Genomic DNA, 14,748 nt, shown 5'->3' with positions numbered 1-14,748 from the left:
TGGAGGATCGGTGGGGCGACGGCCCGGATGTGAACCGCTCGGTGCCGCCCCGCTCCGTGAAGAGGTTCGGCCATGAAGCTGTTCGACGACCCGCTGTTCCCGATGCACGTCGAGCGTGCGCCGGGGCTCATCGGCAGCGGTGGCGCCTCCTACGGCGAATGCCCGGTCACCGCCGGGCGGATCCCGGCCGGCGACCGTGATGCCTGGCACCGCGCCTGGTGGGCCACGGCTGCCCGCGTGGCCGCTGCGGCCGAGGACAGCGCCGCCCGCGGGCACCGGGTGTGCGCCGCGGAGGGCTTCGGGCGGGCGACGACGTACCACCGCATGGCGTACCAGCCCCTGTTCGGCTCTCCCGTCGACCCGCGGCTCGCCGAGTCCTTCACGCGTCGCCGTCATGGGGTTCGTCCGGTTCCGGGCCGGGGACGGAGCCCCGGGCCACTGCCAGACGTGGAACCGCTCTCGCTCGACCAGCGGGTCTTCGACCGGCTGGACACCATCATCGACGGAGCCCGAGGAGGCACCCCATGACGACCGAGCACGACCCGTCGGAACTGGAGCGTGTCTGGGAACTCCACACCAGCAGCGAGTTCAACACGCTCGACGTCGATGCCACCATGGCCACGATGACGGACGCACCCGTCGTGCTGCACGTGCCCACGGCCATGGGCGCCCGTGGCGGGGCAGCCGTGCGCGACTTCTACCGGCGCTGGTTCATCGGGCACAATCCCCAGGACTTCATGATCACGACGCTGACCCGCACCATCGGCGCCGGACGCATCGTCGACGAGATGCTCGTCTCCTTCACCCATGACGTCGAGGTGCCCTGGGTCCTGCCGGCGGTCCCCCCGACCGGGCGGCCCGTCGGCATCGCGGTGATCGCCGTCGTGTCCTTCAACGGCTCCCTCATCGCGAGCGAACACATCTACTGGGACCAGGCATCGGTCCTCGCCCAGACCGGACTCATCGATTCCGGCACGATGTCACGGCTGCCCGTGGTGACCGACCAGCGCGCCACACTGACCGACGGCCCGCTCAACCAGCTCACCGGCCACGACACCCCCTAGCCCTCGTCAGAGGGCCGTGCCGAACGCCTGCGTCCACCACGGTCCGCCCGACGCGTCGTGGATGCCCACGCCCAGCTCCTTGAAGGAGCAGTTGAGGATGTTGGCGCGGTGGCCGGGGCTGTTCATCCACGAGTCCATCACCGAGGCCGGGGTCTGCTGACCCCTCGCGATGTTCTCGCCGTACGTGCTCCAGCGGTAGCCGGCCGCGGTGATGCGGTCGCCGGGGTCCTCGCCGTCCGGGTTGGTGTGGTCGAAATAGTCGCGGGCGGCCATGTCGGCGGAGTGGTTGCCGGCCGCCGTGGCGAGCTTCTCGTTGGAGCTGACCGGCCCGCAGCCGGCTTTGGAGCGCTCGGCGTTGACCAGGGCGAGGACCTGCTGGGCGGCACCGCCCTGCGTGGGCGGCGCCGGGTCCGGCGCCTTCGGGGTGGGCTTGGGCTTCGGCTTGGCCTTGCTCGGCGTCGGCGTCGGCGTCGGGGTCGGCTTGGCCGTCGTCCTGCTGGGGGTGGGCTTCGGCGAGGAGGAGGGGGAGGCGGAGAGCGACGGGGACGGCGACGGGCTCTGCGAGGCCGACGGGAGCGTGGGTGAGGCCGGAGCGGCCGCCGTGGACGGTGCCTCCTCGTCCGTCTCGGGGCCGGTGAGGAGGTGGACCGCACCGCCACCGGTGACCAGGACGGCGACCGCGGCTGCCACGGCCGTGGTCCGGCGGCGGCGCCTGGCCCGCTCCTGGCGGGCCCGGGTCCGGGCGGAGGGGTGAGCGGAGGCGCGGTCCGAGGCGGAGACAGGGGCGTGGGCGGACGCCGTGGTGACCAGGTCCGGCGCCGACGCGAACGCGCCGAGCGACGCCGCCACCGGGACGAGCGCAAGGCCCACCAGGAGGCCCTCCGCGGGGACCAGCCCGGACCAGTGGCCGGCACAGACCGTGCAGTCGCGGGCGTGGCGGGCCAGTCGCTTGCGCCAAAGAGCCGAAGGTATGCCGTCCCAGCCGGCGGCTATCTCCTCCAGGAGCACACAGCGCGGGTCGGCGGCCAGGGCGCGGACGACGACGCGCGCCGTCTCCAGCTGCGCCTTCATGCGCTGTACCCGTACCGCCGTGTGCTGCGGCGTCAGCTCCAGCGCGGCGGCGACCTCGGCGCGGGACAGCTCTCCCGCAGCCTCCAGCCACCACAGGGACAGCAGCGCCCGGTCGTCCTCGTCCAGCCAGCGGGTGGCCTCGGCGGTCTCGCGGCGCTGACCGGAGAGACCGAGGCGGGTGATCGTCAGGTCCACGAAGTCCGCGCCGGGATCGACGACTTCGTACGCGTCCTCCAGATCGCCGCCGACGGATATCGCCCCGGACCGGCGCTCACGCCAGTGGCCGCGTATCTGGTTCATGGTGATGGCGACCAGCCAGCTGCGGAAGCTGTCCGGGCTGCGCAGCCCGTCCAGGCCGCCGAGGACACGGAGCATGGTCTCCTGCACCACGTCGTCCACGTCCGCATGGCCGTTCAGCGCCCGGCCGACGATGTTGTAGACCAACGGAAGGTACGCGGCGACGAGCCGGTCCTGCGCGTGCTGGTCGCCGGCCTGCGCGGCCATGATCATCGCGGCTTCGCGTTCGCTGCTCACGCTGTGTCCACTCTCTTCCTTGGCTGGGGCGTGTCTCCTCCGACAATGGGGAGACGCCCCGCCTCCGCCCCGATAACAGAAATCGGATAGGAGTACGCAGGAACCTCCGGAAGTGTTAGATCGGACCGCCACGCCCGCAGCACCGCGGCCGAGGGGAAGAACAGCTCGGCGGGCAGCGCGTCCGGCCGGTGCCACTCCCAGCGCACGATCTTGTCGGGCTCGGTGACCTCCGGCTCGCCCTCCACACCCGAGCTCAGGCCCGCGGCCGAGATCCGGGGCATGCCCCGCTCGCCGTCCAGCACGACCGCGACGATCCGTACGTCGTCGGCCCGCACCCGCAGCCCCGTCTCCTCGGCCAGCTCACGTGCCCCGGCCTGCTCGAAGCTCTCACCCGGGTCGACCTTGCCGCCGGGAAGCTCCCAGTGGCCGGTGTGGGCGAGGCCGAGGAGGATCCGGCCGCCCGGGTCGACGACGATTATGCCGATACCGGTCATCCCGTTGGCGGTGGGGAACGCCCGCCCGGGGTGTTCGCCCGGAGTGCGGCTCAGCGTGTCGTTCGGGGAGTGGGTCACCATCGGCCCTTCGTGCGGTCACGCCGCACCCGGCCGGGCACGGCGGTGCCCGATCGTACGGCGGACGCACGGGTGGCCGCTGTGATGTACCCGGCATAGCGTGCTTGCAGGGGACCCGGCCCCGGAGGTACGACCATGAAGACGTCCCGGCCCGTCATCGGCGGACCCTGCTGGGCCGAGCTGGGCACCAGCGACATGGCGGCAGCCCAGGTTTTCTACGGCACGGTCTTCGGCTGGCGTATGGCGACCGACGAGCGGGCCGAGGCTGGCGGCTACACCATGGCGCGCGTCGGCGGCGCGACCGTCGCCGCACTCACCCCCCTCTACCAGGCGGAGCAGCCCACGGCCTGGACCATCTCCTTCGCCACGAAGGACACGGACACCACCGCGACAGCGGTCACCGAGGCGGGCGGCAGGCTGCTCACCGGGCCGATGGACGTCTTCGAGGACGGTCGGTTCGCCGTGGTCGCTGACCCCGAAGGCGCGGTCTTCTCGCTCTGGCAGGGCCGCAACTTCGCCGGGGCCGAGCTGCTCAACGCGCCGAGTGCGCTGGGCTGGGTCGAGCTGCTGACGCGTGATCCGGCCGTGCGAAACGGTTCTACAGGATGGTCTTCGGCTGGACCGTGCACGTGTCGGAGCACTACACCCAGTGGGGTATCGGCGGCGACGACTTCGGCGGCATGGTGAAGATGCACGACGAACGCTTCCCGCCCGAGGTGCCCGCCCACTGGCTGCCGTACTTCGAGGTGACGGACGTCGACGCGACCGCGCACACGGCGACCGATGCGGGTGGTGGCGTACTCCTGGAGCCGATGGACATGGAGGGCGGGCTGCGGTTCGCGGTGCTGCACGATCCGCAGGGCGCGGCGTTCGGGGTGCACAAGCCGCCGCTGACGGCGAAGGTCTGACCGGCTGACCGGCCGGTGCAGCGCCTCGGCCTTGTGGGTGGCCATGTCGACGCCGCTCGGGCAGCCGGACGAACACCCCTTGCACGCCAAGCACAGGTCCAGCGCCTCACCCACTTCCGGGGAACTCCGTCCGTGCACCAGTGACCCGTTGACCATCTCCTGCAGGACCCGCGCCCGCCCGCGCGTGGAGTCCACACGAAAGCCTCTCTGGCGGGCGGAGGCAGGCCGCCCCTGCCGGCGGATCAGCCCGACCGTCCGAGGGTCGGCAGCCCTCCAGAGAGGGGGCGCGTTGTTCGGGCTCCGGGTGGCTGCTGGCCACGAGTGCATTCGACGGCTTGGCACGGCTGGTCGAGGTCGTGGTCGGCTGTGCCGTCACGTTGGGGCTGATGCTCGCCGCGCGCCGTTTTCTCCCCTCGTCGGCAGGGGTCCATTCCCCGCCGACCGACGTCGGCGGTTCAATCAGATCAACGGTGTCCAGTGGCTGCTGATCGTCGCCATCGCCGTAGTGTGCGCTCGCGCCGGGATGCCAGTGCTCATTCCCCCGATTGTCGTTGGGCTCCACTTCCTCCCGCTCGCAGCGGTATTCGAGCAGCCCCGGCTGCGGGTGCTGGCGGCCCTGTTGATCGCGGCCGGAGCATCGGGCATGGTCGTGTGGCTCGCGAACGGCCCGGACAAGACCGTTCGCTTCATGGTGGGCCTCATCTCCGCGCTCTGCCTGTGGGGCATGGCGATCTGGACGGTCACGGGGGCGGCATCCTCTGCCGAGCGTGGCGTGAGGGAGTGAGGGTGCCGGCGGCACGTGATGGGCATCCTGTCCGGGCGGCAGAGCGAGTACGTGTACGCGATATCGATGACGACGAGGGCCGTCGGCTGCTTCGGATCATCCGCCGCGGCTCCGGGCCGGTAGTGACCTGGCCGCGGGCCCAGATGGTGCTGCTGTCCGCGCAGGGCATGCCGGTCCGAAGGTCGCCGAAGTGACTTTCACCAGCGACGACCGGGTCCGGGATACGATCCACGGCTTCAACACCGACGGCTTCGCCACCCTGTATCCGAAGTACGAGGGCGGTCGGCGGAAGCCCTTCACTCTGCCCGAGCGGCGCGAGATCAAGAAGATCGCGAAGTCCAAGCAGACCGGGCATGACCTGCGCCTACGCGCCGTCGTCGAGAGGGGGAACGTTGCCTAACTAACGCAGAAATCGGGGTGCTATTCCTGCGGCTGGTGCTGACGGCCGCCCTGCTGCTGACCCAATTGCTGGCCGCCGGACGCGTCGACCTGATCAGACTGCACGAGGGCTACTGGGAGGAACTGCCCTTCGGGGCGATATCGACGCGGCGGGTGCTGCCCTTGCCGTTGGTTGACGCCGTGTCCATGCTCGTGGGCTCTGGATGTGTTCCCGCGGGGAGGTCGACGGCCGAGCCGAGTGACACCGGGTGACCCGCGCGCAGTCACTGGCCGCGGTCGGCAAGCCCGTACATCGCCGTGGAGAGCAGGCGGGCGGCCAGGTCCGAGGGTTCGACGGACCGTTCGGCCGCCCAGGCCAGCCCGAGGGCGAGTGCGATGACCTCGCTGACGGTCACGTCGTTCCGGACCGAGCCGGCTTGTTGCGCGCGTTCCAGCAGCCGCCCGGCTGCCGAGCGCATCTGGGCGCAGGAGGCATGCAGTCCTGATTCCTCGTTCGCCAGGGCATTCATGATCGACTCCGGCAGGCCCTGATATGTGGCCGCTCCGGCAGTCAGTTCTCCAAGCCACGTCAGGAGTGCGTCGCCCGGCACGGGTGAGGTGAGCAGGCTGTCGGCCCGAGTGCGCAGTCCGTCGAAGTTGGCGTTGAGCAGGGCTTCGAGCAGTGCTTCACGGGTGGGGAAGTGGCGATAGAGCGTCCCGATGCCCACGCCCGCGCGACGGGCGATGTCGCGCAGCGACGCGTCCGTACCGTGCTTGGCGACGGCCTCCCTCGCCGCGGCCAGTACCAGGTCACGGTTTTTGCGGGCATCGGCACGAGACGTCTGCGGCAAGATCAGCACCTCACTCGAAGCGGAGCAGTGCTCCATTGACTACCGGAGCAGTGCTCCGTATATTCGCCATTCTACCGGAGCGGCGCTCCGGTAGCACGCGCCACAGCACTGGAGAACCCATGAACCCGACAGCCAAAACCATTCTCGTCACCGGGGCCACCGGCCAACAGGGAGGCGCCACCGCCCGGCACCTGCTCGCCGACGGATGGCGGGTGAGGGCACTGGTGCGCAATCCGGCCGGCTCGGCGGCGCAGGAGCTGGCCCGGATCGGCGCCGAGCTGGTCCGCGGCGACATGGACGACCGCAGGTCCCTGGATGTCGCCGTCCGGGGCGCGTACGGAGTGTTCAGCGTGCAGCCCGCCCTCATCCCGCCGGACTTCGCCGAGAATGAGCTGCAGCGGGGGCTGAATGTCGCAGAAGCCGCGCATGAAGCCGGTGTGGAGCATCTCGTGTACGCGTCCGTGGGCAGCGCCGATCGGGACACCGGCATCCCGCACTGGGAGATCAAGTGGCAGGTCGAGCAGCGCATCCGCGCTCTGGGTATTCCCTCCACGATTCTCCGCCCGGTCATGTTCATGGAAAATCACGCCGACCCGACGTACGGCCTGACCGGGGAGCACGCGCTCATCCCGACGATCCCTTCCGGCGCCACCGTTCAGCTCATCGCCCTCAGCGACATCGGCGCATTCGCCGCCCTCGCCTTCGGCGACCCCGAACAGTACCTGGGCAAGGCGATCGAGCTGGCCGGCGATGAGTTGACCAGCGATCAAATCCTCAGCGCCATCGCCCGTGCCACCGGCCGCACGTTGCCGCTTCCCCCCGGTCGCAGCAAGCCTGCCGCTTCGCCGCCCGTCGCCGGTCGCGCGGAGGGGACGTTCTCCTTCGCCGGCTGGCAGGCGGACATCCCGGCGCTGCGGGCACAGCATCCGGCCCTGATGGACTTCGACACCTGGCTGGCACGGGAGGGCAAGTCCATGATCGAGGCGCTGCTCGACCGCTCGGGTACCCGCTGAACGCCCATTGCAGTCCGCGGATTGCACACAGCGCCCCCAAGGCAGCCCACCGCTGCGCCGGCCTGCGGGCCCTCCATCCCACCCCTGTACACGATCCACCTGCACACGCTCAAGGAGCAGCACAGTGACAACCTCTGCAGCCGGGGCCCTGTCCCGGCCATTCAGTCTGGGACGGCTGACCGTCCCCAACCGGATCACCATGTCCCCGATGACCCGGTCCTTCTCGCCCGGAGGAGTCCCGGGCGAGGACGTAGCCGCCTACTATGCGCGCCGCGCCGCAGCCGGAGTGGGGCTGATCATCACGGAGGGCACGTACGTCAACCACCCGTCGGCCGGCGATGACGCCGCCGTGCCCCGCCTCCACGGCGAGGAGCAACTCGCAGGCTGGAGCAGGGTGGTCGACGCTGTGCACGCGGCGGGCGGACGCATCGTGTCGCAGTTGTGGCACATCGGCATGGTGCGCGAACCGGGGCAGCCGCCGTTTCCCGACGCGCCTCCGATGGGACCGTCCGGCCTCACCCTCACCGGCACGGAGGGACGGGGCCGCGCCATGACCCGCGCGGACATCGACGATGTCATCGGCGCCTTCGCGCAAGCGGCCTCGGACGCCGAGCGGATCGGCTTCGACGGAGTCGAGATCCACGGGGCGCACGGATACCTCATCGACCAGTTCCTGTGGTCCTACACCAACCGGCGTACGGACGAGTACGGGGGCGACGCGGTGGAGCGGACACGGTTCGCCGCCGAGGTCGTGGAGGCCATCCGGGAGAGGGTCTCGTCGGACTTCCCGGTGATCTTCCGCTTCTCTCAGTGGAAGGCCAGCGACTTCGATGCCCGGCTCGCTGACACCCCCGACGAGTTGCAGGCGGTGCTCGCTCCTCTGGCCGATGCCGGAGTCAGCGCCTTCCACGCCTCCACGCGGCGCTACTGGGAGCCGGCGTTCGAAGGGTCCGACCTCAACCTTGCAGGCTGGGCCAAGAAACTCACCGGCAAGACGGCCATCACGGTTGGCTCGGTCGGCCTCAACGCCGACGTCACTCAGGGCAGCGCGGGGGTGGCCGGGCTGGAGCCGCTGGCCGAGCGCCTGGAGCGCGATGAGTTCGACCTCGTCGCGGTCGGCCGGGCACTCCTGGTCGACCCCGAGTGGGCCAGGAAGGTTCTGGACGGCCGGGTCGACGGATTCATTCCGTTCACACCAGAAGCGGAGGAGACGCTGTTCTGACCTTTCCCCTCCCCCGACAGCCGGGTGCCGCCCGCCGGTCGGCATCCGGTTTGATTCCCGTTCCCTCACCTCCGGCCCGACGCATGCGGTTCGGCGCCCCATAGCCAACGCGGTCACTGCGCCGTCATGGGTCGTGCGGTGAGCCGCCCATCGCGAGGTCCGGCTGGAAGGTCACGAAAAGCCTCCTCAGGAAAGACTTGACCCATGTCGGCTCCGCCCATCGGTACGCTGGACCACTGGGCTGTGTGCATCGTGAAGGCGCAGGTCACGGCTCTGGCGTGCGCGCGCGACAAGGCGTAAACGACAGAGCCAACACGCTCGGTCGTCTACGGCCGAGAAGTTGACGGGATGTCGCCGGTAAGGTGCTCGTCGGCCCAGCGGCTGAGCTCGCGTAGTGCTGGACATACGGCCTCGCCTGCCGCAGTCACGCTGTAGTTGACCCGTAGTGGTGGCTCGGGATCGACTTGGCGGACGACCAGGCCGACTGCTACCAGTTCGGTGAGCCGATCTGAGAGCATTCGCTCGCTGATTCCCGGTATGGCCCGGCGTAGCTGGGCGAAGTGCGCCGGTCCCTGTGTCAGCACAGCCAGGACAAGCCCGGTCCATCGCTTGCCAAGCAGGATGAACGCGCGTGTGAGGGCGGGATCCACCCGTCTGGACGACTCGCCCGCGCATCGCTCTTGCTGTGTCCTGCTCACCATGGTGTCGGGCGTCCTTTCCTTGCCTTGTGAAGCCCTTTGCGCCGTCGCACACCGAAGGCACTGAGCGGGCTTGATCTGCACGGCCTGTCGTGTGCCGGGGGAGCAGCAGGTTGTTCACCGTTGCGACCTTGATTCGGCGGATCTCCGAGCGTGCGGGACCGACGTCCTTGACCCGGCCTTGGGCGAGATGGCCTGCCACGGAGGAGACTTGATCTGCTTGCGGAGCTTCTTCTGGTTGCCCTTGACGGACACGATGTGAGCCTGTGGGGCACGCAGGTGGTCGGCGTGCTCGCGTTGGGTGTGCAGTGCGTCGGAAGTGACCATGACTTCGGCCAGGTGGGCCACGGAATTGACACAACGTCGACGGCAAGGTCATCAAACCGTAGCCCACACAACGTCACCGACTGGTGGATCCGGGCTTGGCGCGGGTCGCCTGCCAGACCGTGTGGGCGGCGCGTACCCTCTCCCACAAAGCGATACGCTCCGCGGGATCTGTCTCGTCCAAGGTGATGCCGAAGGTGTCGGCCAGGACGCGGAACCACTCGTCGGCGGTGGACAGTTCCCGCTGCGTGCCGCGCTGTCGTCGGTGGTGCTCAGCACACAGCCCCGGAGTTGGCCGACGCCGTTTGCGCGTCGGCGCATTGCCGAGGCGGTTCGGACGAACTGCGAGTCTGGCGAGGTGGACATCACCGCATGGCACTCGGCGAAGTCGGTCAGTGCAGCGGGTGCCATAGTGAAGTCCATCCCCGCGAAAGCGCCGCGCTCGTCGTGGTCGAACCGCCAGCCGCCCGGCTCGACCTGCGACGGCCGGAGCCTGTATGTGAAGGGCCCCTGCCGGAAGCTGCCCGCGCGCAGAGGGATCGGTTCGTACAGGGCATCACCGAAGCCGACATCGACGACCCAGGTCTGGCCCTCGCAGTCCACGGTGAGCACGAGGTGTCCACCGGTGGCGCCGGGCGGCGGTGAGTCGGGGGTCGAGTGCACTCCGCCCCGGTGCAAGGTGACGTCGTAGCCGAGCGCGATCAGCAGGGTGGCGAAGGCGCCGTTGAGGTGGAAGCAGTATCCGCCGCGCCCTTGCAGGATCCTGGCTATCGACTCGTGAGGGTCCACGGTCGTCGGCCGACCCAGGTGGATCTCCAGGGTTTCCCAGGGCACTTGTTCGACATGGGCCCTGTGCAGCGCCCGCAGCCCGGTGGCCGAGGGCTTGCGGTGTTCGTCGAGAGCAAGGCCGAGACGCAGCAAGTAGGGGGCGATGAAGGGTTCAAGGGGCATGACCGAATACACCTCAGCCAATTGAATGTGACGGATTGTTGCGAGTGGCTCATCTGTAGCGCGGTTGCGCGGGAACGTTCGCGGGTGCCCCGGCACAGCCCGGGCCGTCCAGCGGGCTTGCCGCTGTTGGAAACGGCTTCCTGGCGAGCGCAGTCGGCCCGGAACTGTCGGCGGGTGTCAGCGGCCGGAGGAATGTCAGCGCACTCGGGTCCCTGCTCGGAAGACGGCCTGTACGTCCAGGACGGCTGCAGGGTCATGCTCGACGTCGCCGTTGACGACCAGGATGTCGGCGTCGGCACCGGCGGTGATCCGGCCCTTTCGGCCCTCCACACGGCACAGGCGGGCCGCCAGGCTGGTCATGGAGATCAGCGCGTCCAGCGGCGCGACGCCCAGCCGTGCCAGGTCGGCCACGCCGTGGGGGAGGACGTTGTGGGGCTTCCAGGGCCCGATACCGGCGTCCGATCCGATGACGACGTTGGCGCCGTGCTTGTGCAGGTTGCGGTAGGTGTCCAAGATGGCATTGACGTGCGCGGCCATGACATGTGCGGCCATGCCCTTGGGCGGCTGCACGGCTTCGCCGGGGTCCATGCCCAGCGTCAGGCTGACGAATGTTCCCGTTCTCACGATGGCGTCGATGAGGTCGGCGGTCTCGGAGGCGATGCCGTCAGCGGTGAGGAAGGAGACGTGCTCCAGGCTGTCGACGCCCGCTTCGACGGCGTCTCTGATGGCTTGGACACCATGGGCGTGAGCGGCCACCGGCAGGCCGAGGCGGTGTGCTTCGTCCACGAGGGTACGCAGGTCCTCCGGGCCGTACTGTGACGCGTGCGGCGGCACGGAACCGGGTGTCATGTGGCCGCCGCTGGCCATGATCTTGATGACAGCACAGCCTCGGGTGTGATGCTCGCGCACAGCGGCTCGCAGCGCTTCGGCGCCTTCGACCTCGCCGCCGAGGAAGTGGCAGTGGCCGCCCGGCGTGGTCAGCGGCGGGCCGGCGGCCAGGATCTCCGGACCCTGCTCCGGGTGCTGGGCCGTCTCCTCCACCAGGGCCAGCGAGAGGTAGCCGCGGTCGCCGAGGTCGCGCACGGTGGTGATGCCGGCCAGCAGAGCGGACCGGGCCGCGGCCCGCATGTGCGCAAGCAGGTCGCTGTCGGAGGTGGCGGCCAGGGAGGTCACGGGGTCTGGGCCGGCGTCGAAGGCGAGGTGGACGTGGGTGTCGATGAGGCCGGGCAGCAGGCAGGCCGAGCGGCCGAGGTCGATGACCTGAGTGCCATCGGCGGGCAGGGCGCCGGTGCGGTCCACACGCAGGATGCGGTCGCCCGAGACGTGCACGGTGGCGGGGCCCGACAGGCTGAAGCCGTCGAACATCGAACCGGCGTGTATGGCAAAGGAATTCATCAGATTTCTCCGATCGGAAAGTGAGTGTCACGCGGCGATCCGCCCGGTGACAGGAATTCCGCGCCTTCGAGAGGTGGTGCAGCGCGGTGGCCGGCTCCGCAGCCGCGCGCAGCCGGCGACCCGGTGCGTCAGGTCGGTAAGGAGGTCGGCTTCTTCTCGTCAGTTTTCGGACGAAGTCGGATCTGGTCTGTTCAGGCAGGTGCGGAAGACGCGTGCTTGGCAGGAGCTGGTCGACTCGTGCCGGGCACCGGGTCGTCCGGACACCGCCAGCGGAGCAGCAGCAAGCGGTGTGCGCTCTCAGGGCGGTGCCGGCGTCGAGCGCAACGCCGTTGGGGTCCGGGCGCCGGGCGGGTGGCGTCGAGATTCCATAGGCGGGCGGAGACGTCGCCCTGAGTCCGGCCGTCAGAAGGGGCGGCTCCGCAGGCCGTCAGGGCTCTCGGCATCGCGGGGCGGCCCCGTGGCCTTCCGTGTCAGTCCATCGGGCCGCGGGCGAGGTGCTGGAGGCGGTCGGCTGTGCCGTCGCGACGGGCGCGCCATAGCCCGTATTTGGCCAGCAGGCCGTTCGAGACCGTCAGGAGTGTCTTGTACGGTGGCGCTGCCAGGCCCTTGGTCGTGTGGGGGGCGTAGCGGGCGCCTTCGTCGGTGACGGTGAGCCATCCGGTGAGCGTTCGCATGCCCAGCCCGACGCACTGAGGCCGGAAGGTATGGGCGAGGAAGCCGGCTCTGCGCCCGCCTGGCGGCAACAGCCCGGGTGGCACGTCGAGGTGCAGTCCCGCAGTGTCGTGTCCGGTGACCGCCACCGGGACGATGACAGGGAAGCCGTCTGCGCCGCGGTAGGCCAGCAGTCGGTGCGGCAGCCCGCCGATCTGCCGGGCGACCGCGGCGAGGTCGACGCGCGGGCCCGTACCGTTCTTCGGTGGCTTCTGCGCGTTCGGTTGCTCGGGCCAGGCGGCGCCGGTGACCGTCATCGCTCCGCGGGCCGCCAGATCGGGCCAGACGGTGACGCGCTCGACCTCGACGTCGACGAAGACGCGCTCCTGGTGGTACTCGCGCAGCAGCCAGTCCCACATCGGCCCGCGTCTGGTCTCCCCGAGGAAGGGCTCCGAGGCCCGCATCAGTTCCGTCAGGCGCTCCGGTGACGGGCGCAGATCAACCGACGCGGTGCCCTGCGCGAGTACGTACGAGCTACTTGCGGCGAAGCCGTGATCACGCGTGTGGTAGGCGAGCGAGACGTGCGGGTCCCCAAGGATGCGTTCCAGCTTCTTCGGGAAGCCGAGCGAGGTGGTGAAGCCGACAAGGCCCGCCTGCCGGTCTGCGAGGCCTACCGGCGAGACGCTGGTGACCACGGCGCCGCCGGCCGGGGTGATGTAGGCGGCCGCGACCGTGAGGTCGCCCCTGATCACGGCGTCCGCCGCGTCCGGCCACCGGACAGGGGTGGTGGTCATGAGCCGGTCCCGCGCAGGATCCGCAGGTCTTCCGTGGCCTGACGGCGCATGGCAGGCAGGAGTGGGCGTACCGGCTCCGGCAGGCCCGCGAGCACCAGTTCCACCTCGGCGGGCGTGCCGACCTCGTCGAGGAGGCCGACCATGAGGTGTCCGGCCACGGGCGGCGTGGTGGCGATCACCCGCTGGGCGAAGTCCTGCCAGTCTTCGGGGCTGATGTGGTCGCGGAGCGCGGGGAAGAGCACCGGCTCTTCGTGGGCCAGGTGGTCGTGCACGGTGTCGCGCACCGCGACGGCCGCGTCCCGCAGAGCGGCCCGGACTCCGTCCACCGCACCGCCTCCGCCGAGGCCCGTGCCGACGGCTTCATTGGCCCCGTCCTCGACCTCGTCGCCGGTCATGTTCACCGCGGCCAGCAGGTCGAGCGCGGCGTCCAGGCGCTCGTGCTCCTCGCTCAGCACACCGAGCTCGTGTTCCGTGGCCGACGCCGCCGTGACGATCCGCGGCCACAGGTCCTCGTCCTCGGCCTCGTGGTGATGGCGCAGGTTCGCCACGAGGAAGTCACGCAGCTGCGCCAGTGCGCCGAGCGGCACCGAGGGGCGGGCGGCGGCCTCGGCCAGCAGGGTGGTCGCAACGCGATGCACCTGATGGGCAAGGCGGGTCTCAACGACCGCCGCAGATTCTTTAGAAGACTCCATAGTCATGGAGATAAACATATTCATTGAATGCCCTTATCGTCAATATGGTGACTCCTCGTGCGGGGGGTAGGATGCGCGGGTGACCACTCGGAAGTACCACTCCCCCCGCCGCACCGACGCGGCCACCGCCACACGTGAGGCCATCCTGGGCAGCGCACACAGGCTCTTCCTGGCGCGCGGGTATGCCGGGGTCACCATCGGGGAGATCGCGGAGGCGGCGAAGGTCGCCGTCCCGACCGTCTACAGCAGCGTGGGGAACAAGCCGGGCATCCTGACGGCTCTGCTGGAGCCGGCCCTCACCGACCCGGACATCGCCGACAACCTCGCCGCCATCGATGCCAGCGACGACCCGCGCACCGTGATCGAGCTGACCGCCGAGGGCACCCGGCTCACCCACGAACGCCACTGGGACCTCGTGTACGGGCTCTTCTACCGCGACCCGCCGGGGGAATCCGCCGTCAAAGCGGTTCTGGACAGGGGAGCCGACGACTACGTCCAGGCGCTGACCCGCGTGGCCGACCGCCTCGTGGCGCTCGACGCGCTCCGTGCCGACGTCTCCCACGCGGAGGCCGTCGACATCCTCTGGTTCCACCTCGGCCCGCACGCCTGGATGACCCTCGTCGGCGAACGCGCCTGGCCGTTCGACCGCGCCCAGGCCTGGACCGCCCGCTCCGCCTGCCAGGCGCTGCTGAAGGACTACGACTAAAAGGTCGCCTTCAAAGAACGTTAGCTTTGTGGATCAGGTGCCGGGGCTGACCGTGCGCTACCAGCGCCGCACGCCGCTACTGCAGCAGATGGTCGAGGAAGCCGGTGTGCCACGACGTCCCCGATCACCCTCGTGCGACC

At 69.9% G+C, this 14,748-nt stretch carries 15 protein-coding genes and 2 pseudogenes; 9 read left to right on the top strand and 8 right to left on the bottom strand.

Going from position 1 to position 14,748, the window contains the following annotated elements; genetic code table 11:
• Nucleotides 1–72: 72 nt before the first annotated feature.
• Both ACFV9O_RS27830 and ACFV9O_RS27825 read left to right on the top strand, forming a co-directional pair.
• Nucleotides 73–528, top strand: coding sequence for a hypothetical protein (locus ACFV9O_RS27830; protein WP_385422453.1), 456 nt, complete (start codon nucleotides 73–75; stop codon nucleotides 526–528).
• Nucleotides 525–1,064: a nuclear transport factor 2 family protein gene (locus tag ACFV9O_RS27825; protein ID WP_385422451.1), complete on the top strand. Its 540-nt coding sequence runs from the start codon at nucleotides 525–527 to the stop codon at nucleotides 1,062–1,064. The genes ACFV9O_RS27830 and ACFV9O_RS27825 overlap by 4 nt, the downstream gene beginning before the upstream one ends.
• Before the next feature lie 6 nt (nucleotides 1,065–1,070).
• Here the strand turns inward: ACFV9O_RS27825 and ACFV9O_RS27820 are convergent, their stop codons facing one another.
• A complete protein-coding gene (locus ACFV9O_RS27820; RefSeq protein ID WP_385422449.1) occupies nucleotides 1,071–2,669 on the bottom strand; it encodes a sigma-70 family RNA polymerase sigma factor in 1,599 nt (532 codons plus the stop codon).
• A complete protein-coding gene (locus ACFV9O_RS27815) occupies nucleotides 2,666–3,244 on the bottom strand; it encodes an NUDIX hydrolase (RefSeq protein WP_385422447.1) in 579 nt (192 codons plus the stop codon). The genes ACFV9O_RS27820 and ACFV9O_RS27815 overlap by 4 nt, the downstream gene beginning before the upstream one ends.
• Nucleotides 3,245–3,376: 132 nt before the next feature.
• Between ACFV9O_RS27815 and ACFV9O_RS27810 the strand changes: the two are divergent.
• The 4 genes and pseudogenes from ACFV9O_RS27810 (at nucleotide 3,377) to ACFV9O_RS27795 (ending at nucleotide 5,584) form a co-directional block, all read left to right on the top strand.
• A pseudogene (locus ACFV9O_RS27810) lies at nucleotides 3,377–4,149 on the top strand (VOC family protein).
• Between the two features lie 523 nt (nucleotides 4,150–4,672).
• Nucleotides 4,673–4,933: a hypothetical protein gene (locus ACFV9O_RS27805; protein WP_385422445.1), complete on the top strand. Its 261-nt coding sequence runs from the start codon at nucleotides 4,673–4,675 to the stop codon at nucleotides 4,931–4,933.
• 86 nt (nucleotides 4,934–5,019) lie between these two features.
• A pseudogene (locus ACFV9O_RS27800) lies at nucleotides 5,020–5,294 on the top strand (helix-turn-helix domain-containing protein); the annotation flags it as partial.
• A gap of 56 nt (nucleotides 5,295–5,350) precedes the next feature.
• Nucleotides 5,351–5,584 (top strand): hypothetical protein, encoded by a 234-nt coding sequence (locus ACFV9O_RS27795; protein ID WP_385422443.1) that lies wholly within the window; start codon nucleotides 5,351–5,353, stop codon nucleotides 5,582–5,584.
• An 11-nt stretch (nucleotides 5,585–5,595) separates the two neighbouring features.
• Here the strand turns inward: ACFV9O_RS27795 and ACFV9O_RS27790 are convergent, their stop codons facing one another.
• Nucleotides 5,596–6,162, bottom strand: a complete 567-nt coding sequence (locus ACFV9O_RS27790) for a TetR/AcrR family transcriptional regulator (protein ID WP_385422441.1) — start codon at nucleotides 6,160–6,162, stop codon at nucleotides 5,596–5,598.
• 50 nt (nucleotides 6,163–6,212) lie between these two features.
• Between ACFV9O_RS27790 and ACFV9O_RS27785 the strand changes: the two genes are divergently transcribed.
• Nucleotides 6,213–7,175, top strand: a complete 963-nt coding sequence (locus ACFV9O_RS27785; RefSeq protein WP_385422439.1) for an NmrA/HSCARG family protein — start codon at nucleotides 6,213–6,215, stop codon at nucleotides 7,173–7,175.
• 124 nt (nucleotides 7,176–7,299) lie between these two features.
• A complete protein-coding gene (locus ACFV9O_RS27780) occupies nucleotides 7,300–8,397 on the top strand; it encodes an NADH:flavin oxidoreductase (protein ID WP_385422437.1) in 1,098 nt (365 codons plus the stop codon).
• Between the two features lie 326 nt (nucleotides 8,398–8,723).
• Here the strand turns inward: ACFV9O_RS27780 and ACFV9O_RS27775 are convergent, their stop codons facing one another.
• From ACFV9O_RS27775 to ACFV9O_RS27755, 5 genes are all read right to left on the bottom strand, one after another.
• Nucleotides 8,724–9,098 carry a winged helix-turn-helix transcriptional regulator gene (locus ACFV9O_RS27775; protein WP_385422435.1) on the bottom strand — a complete coding sequence of 125 codons (375 nt, stop codon included), beginning with the start codon at nucleotides 9,096–9,098 and terminating at the stop codon, nucleotides 8,724–8,726.
• 375 nt (nucleotides 9,099–9,473) lie between these two features.
• Complete coding sequence (locus ACFV9O_RS27770; protein WP_385422433.1) at nucleotides 9,474–10,370, bottom strand: arylamine N-acetyltransferase; 897 nt, start codon at nucleotides 10,368–10,370, stop codon at nucleotides 9,474–9,476.
• 195 nt (nucleotides 10,371–10,565) lie between these two features.
• Nucleotides 10,566–11,765 (bottom strand): amidohydrolase family protein, encoded by a 1,200-nt coding sequence (locus ACFV9O_RS27765; protein WP_385422431.1) that lies wholly within the window; start codon nucleotides 11,763–11,765, stop codon nucleotides 10,566–10,568.
• 470 nt (nucleotides 11,766–12,235) lie between these two features.
• Nucleotides 12,236–13,210 (bottom strand): hypothetical protein, encoded by a 975-nt coding sequence (locus ACFV9O_RS27760; RefSeq protein WP_385422429.1) that lies wholly within the window; start codon nucleotides 13,208–13,210, stop codon nucleotides 12,236–12,238.
• Complete coding sequence (locus ACFV9O_RS27755) at nucleotides 13,207–13,908, bottom strand: hemerythrin domain-containing protein (RefSeq protein WP_385422427.1); 702 nt, start codon at nucleotides 13,906–13,908, stop codon at nucleotides 13,207–13,209. Before ACFV9O_RS27755 ends, ACFV9O_RS27760 begins: the two co-directional genes overlap by 4 nt.
• Nucleotides 13,909–13,981: 73 nt before the next feature.
• Here ACFV9O_RS27755 and ACFV9O_RS27750 point away from each other — a divergent pair, with 73 nt between their 5' ends.
• A complete protein-coding gene (locus ACFV9O_RS27750) occupies nucleotides 13,982–14,608 on the top strand; it encodes a TetR/AcrR family transcriptional regulator (RefSeq protein WP_385422425.1) in 627 nt (208 codons plus the stop codon).
• Nucleotides 14,609–14,748 lie beyond the last annotated feature (140 nt).

Source organism: Streptomyces sp. NPDC059909 (assembly GCF_042730885.1).
Classification (GTDB): domain Bacteria; phylum Actinomycetota; class Actinomycetes; order Streptomycetales; family Streptomycetaceae; genus Streptomyces.
Note: the sequence above shows the minus strand (reverse complement) of the source record. Positions and strands in the feature narration are given on the sequence as shown.

Bases quoted from the DNA above. Each gene is read 5' to 3' on its own strand.
- ACFV9O_RS27765 (WP_385422431.1), bottom strand. From the start codon at position 11,765: ATGAATTCCTTTGCCATACACGCCGGTTCGATGTTCGACGGCTTCAGC.
- ACFV9O_RS27755 (WP_385422427.1), bottom strand. From the start codon at position 13,908: ATGACTATGGAGTCTTCTAAAGAATCTGCGGCGGTCGTTGAGACCCGC.
- ACFV9O_RS27815 (WP_385422447.1), bottom strand. From the start codon at position 3,244: ATGGTGACCCACTCCCCGAACGACACGCTGAGCCGCACTCCGGGCGAA.
- ACFV9O_RS27825 (WP_385422451.1), top strand. From the start codon at position 525: ATGACGACCGAGCACGACCCGTCGGAACTGGAGCGTGTCTGGGAACTC.
- ACFV9O_RS27805 (WP_385422445.1), top strand. From the start codon at position 4,673: ATGCCAGTGCTCATTCCCCCGATTGTCGTTGGGCTCCACTTCCTCCCG.
- ACFV9O_RS27770 (WP_385422433.1), bottom strand. From the start codon at position 10,370: ATGCCCCTTGAACCCTTCATCGCCCCCTACTTGCTGCGTCTCGGCCTT.
- ACFV9O_RS27830 (WP_385422453.1), top strand. From the start codon at position 73: ATGAAGCTGTTCGACGACCCGCTGTTCCCGATGCACGTCGAGCGTGCG.
- ACFV9O_RS27760 (WP_385422429.1), bottom strand. From the start codon at position 13,210: ATGACCACCACCCCTGTCCGGTGGCCGGACGCGGCGGACGCCGTGATC.
- ACFV9O_RS27775 (WP_385422435.1), bottom strand. From the start codon at position 9,098: ATGGTGAGCAGGACACAGCAAGAGCGATGCGCGGGCGAGTCGTCCAGA.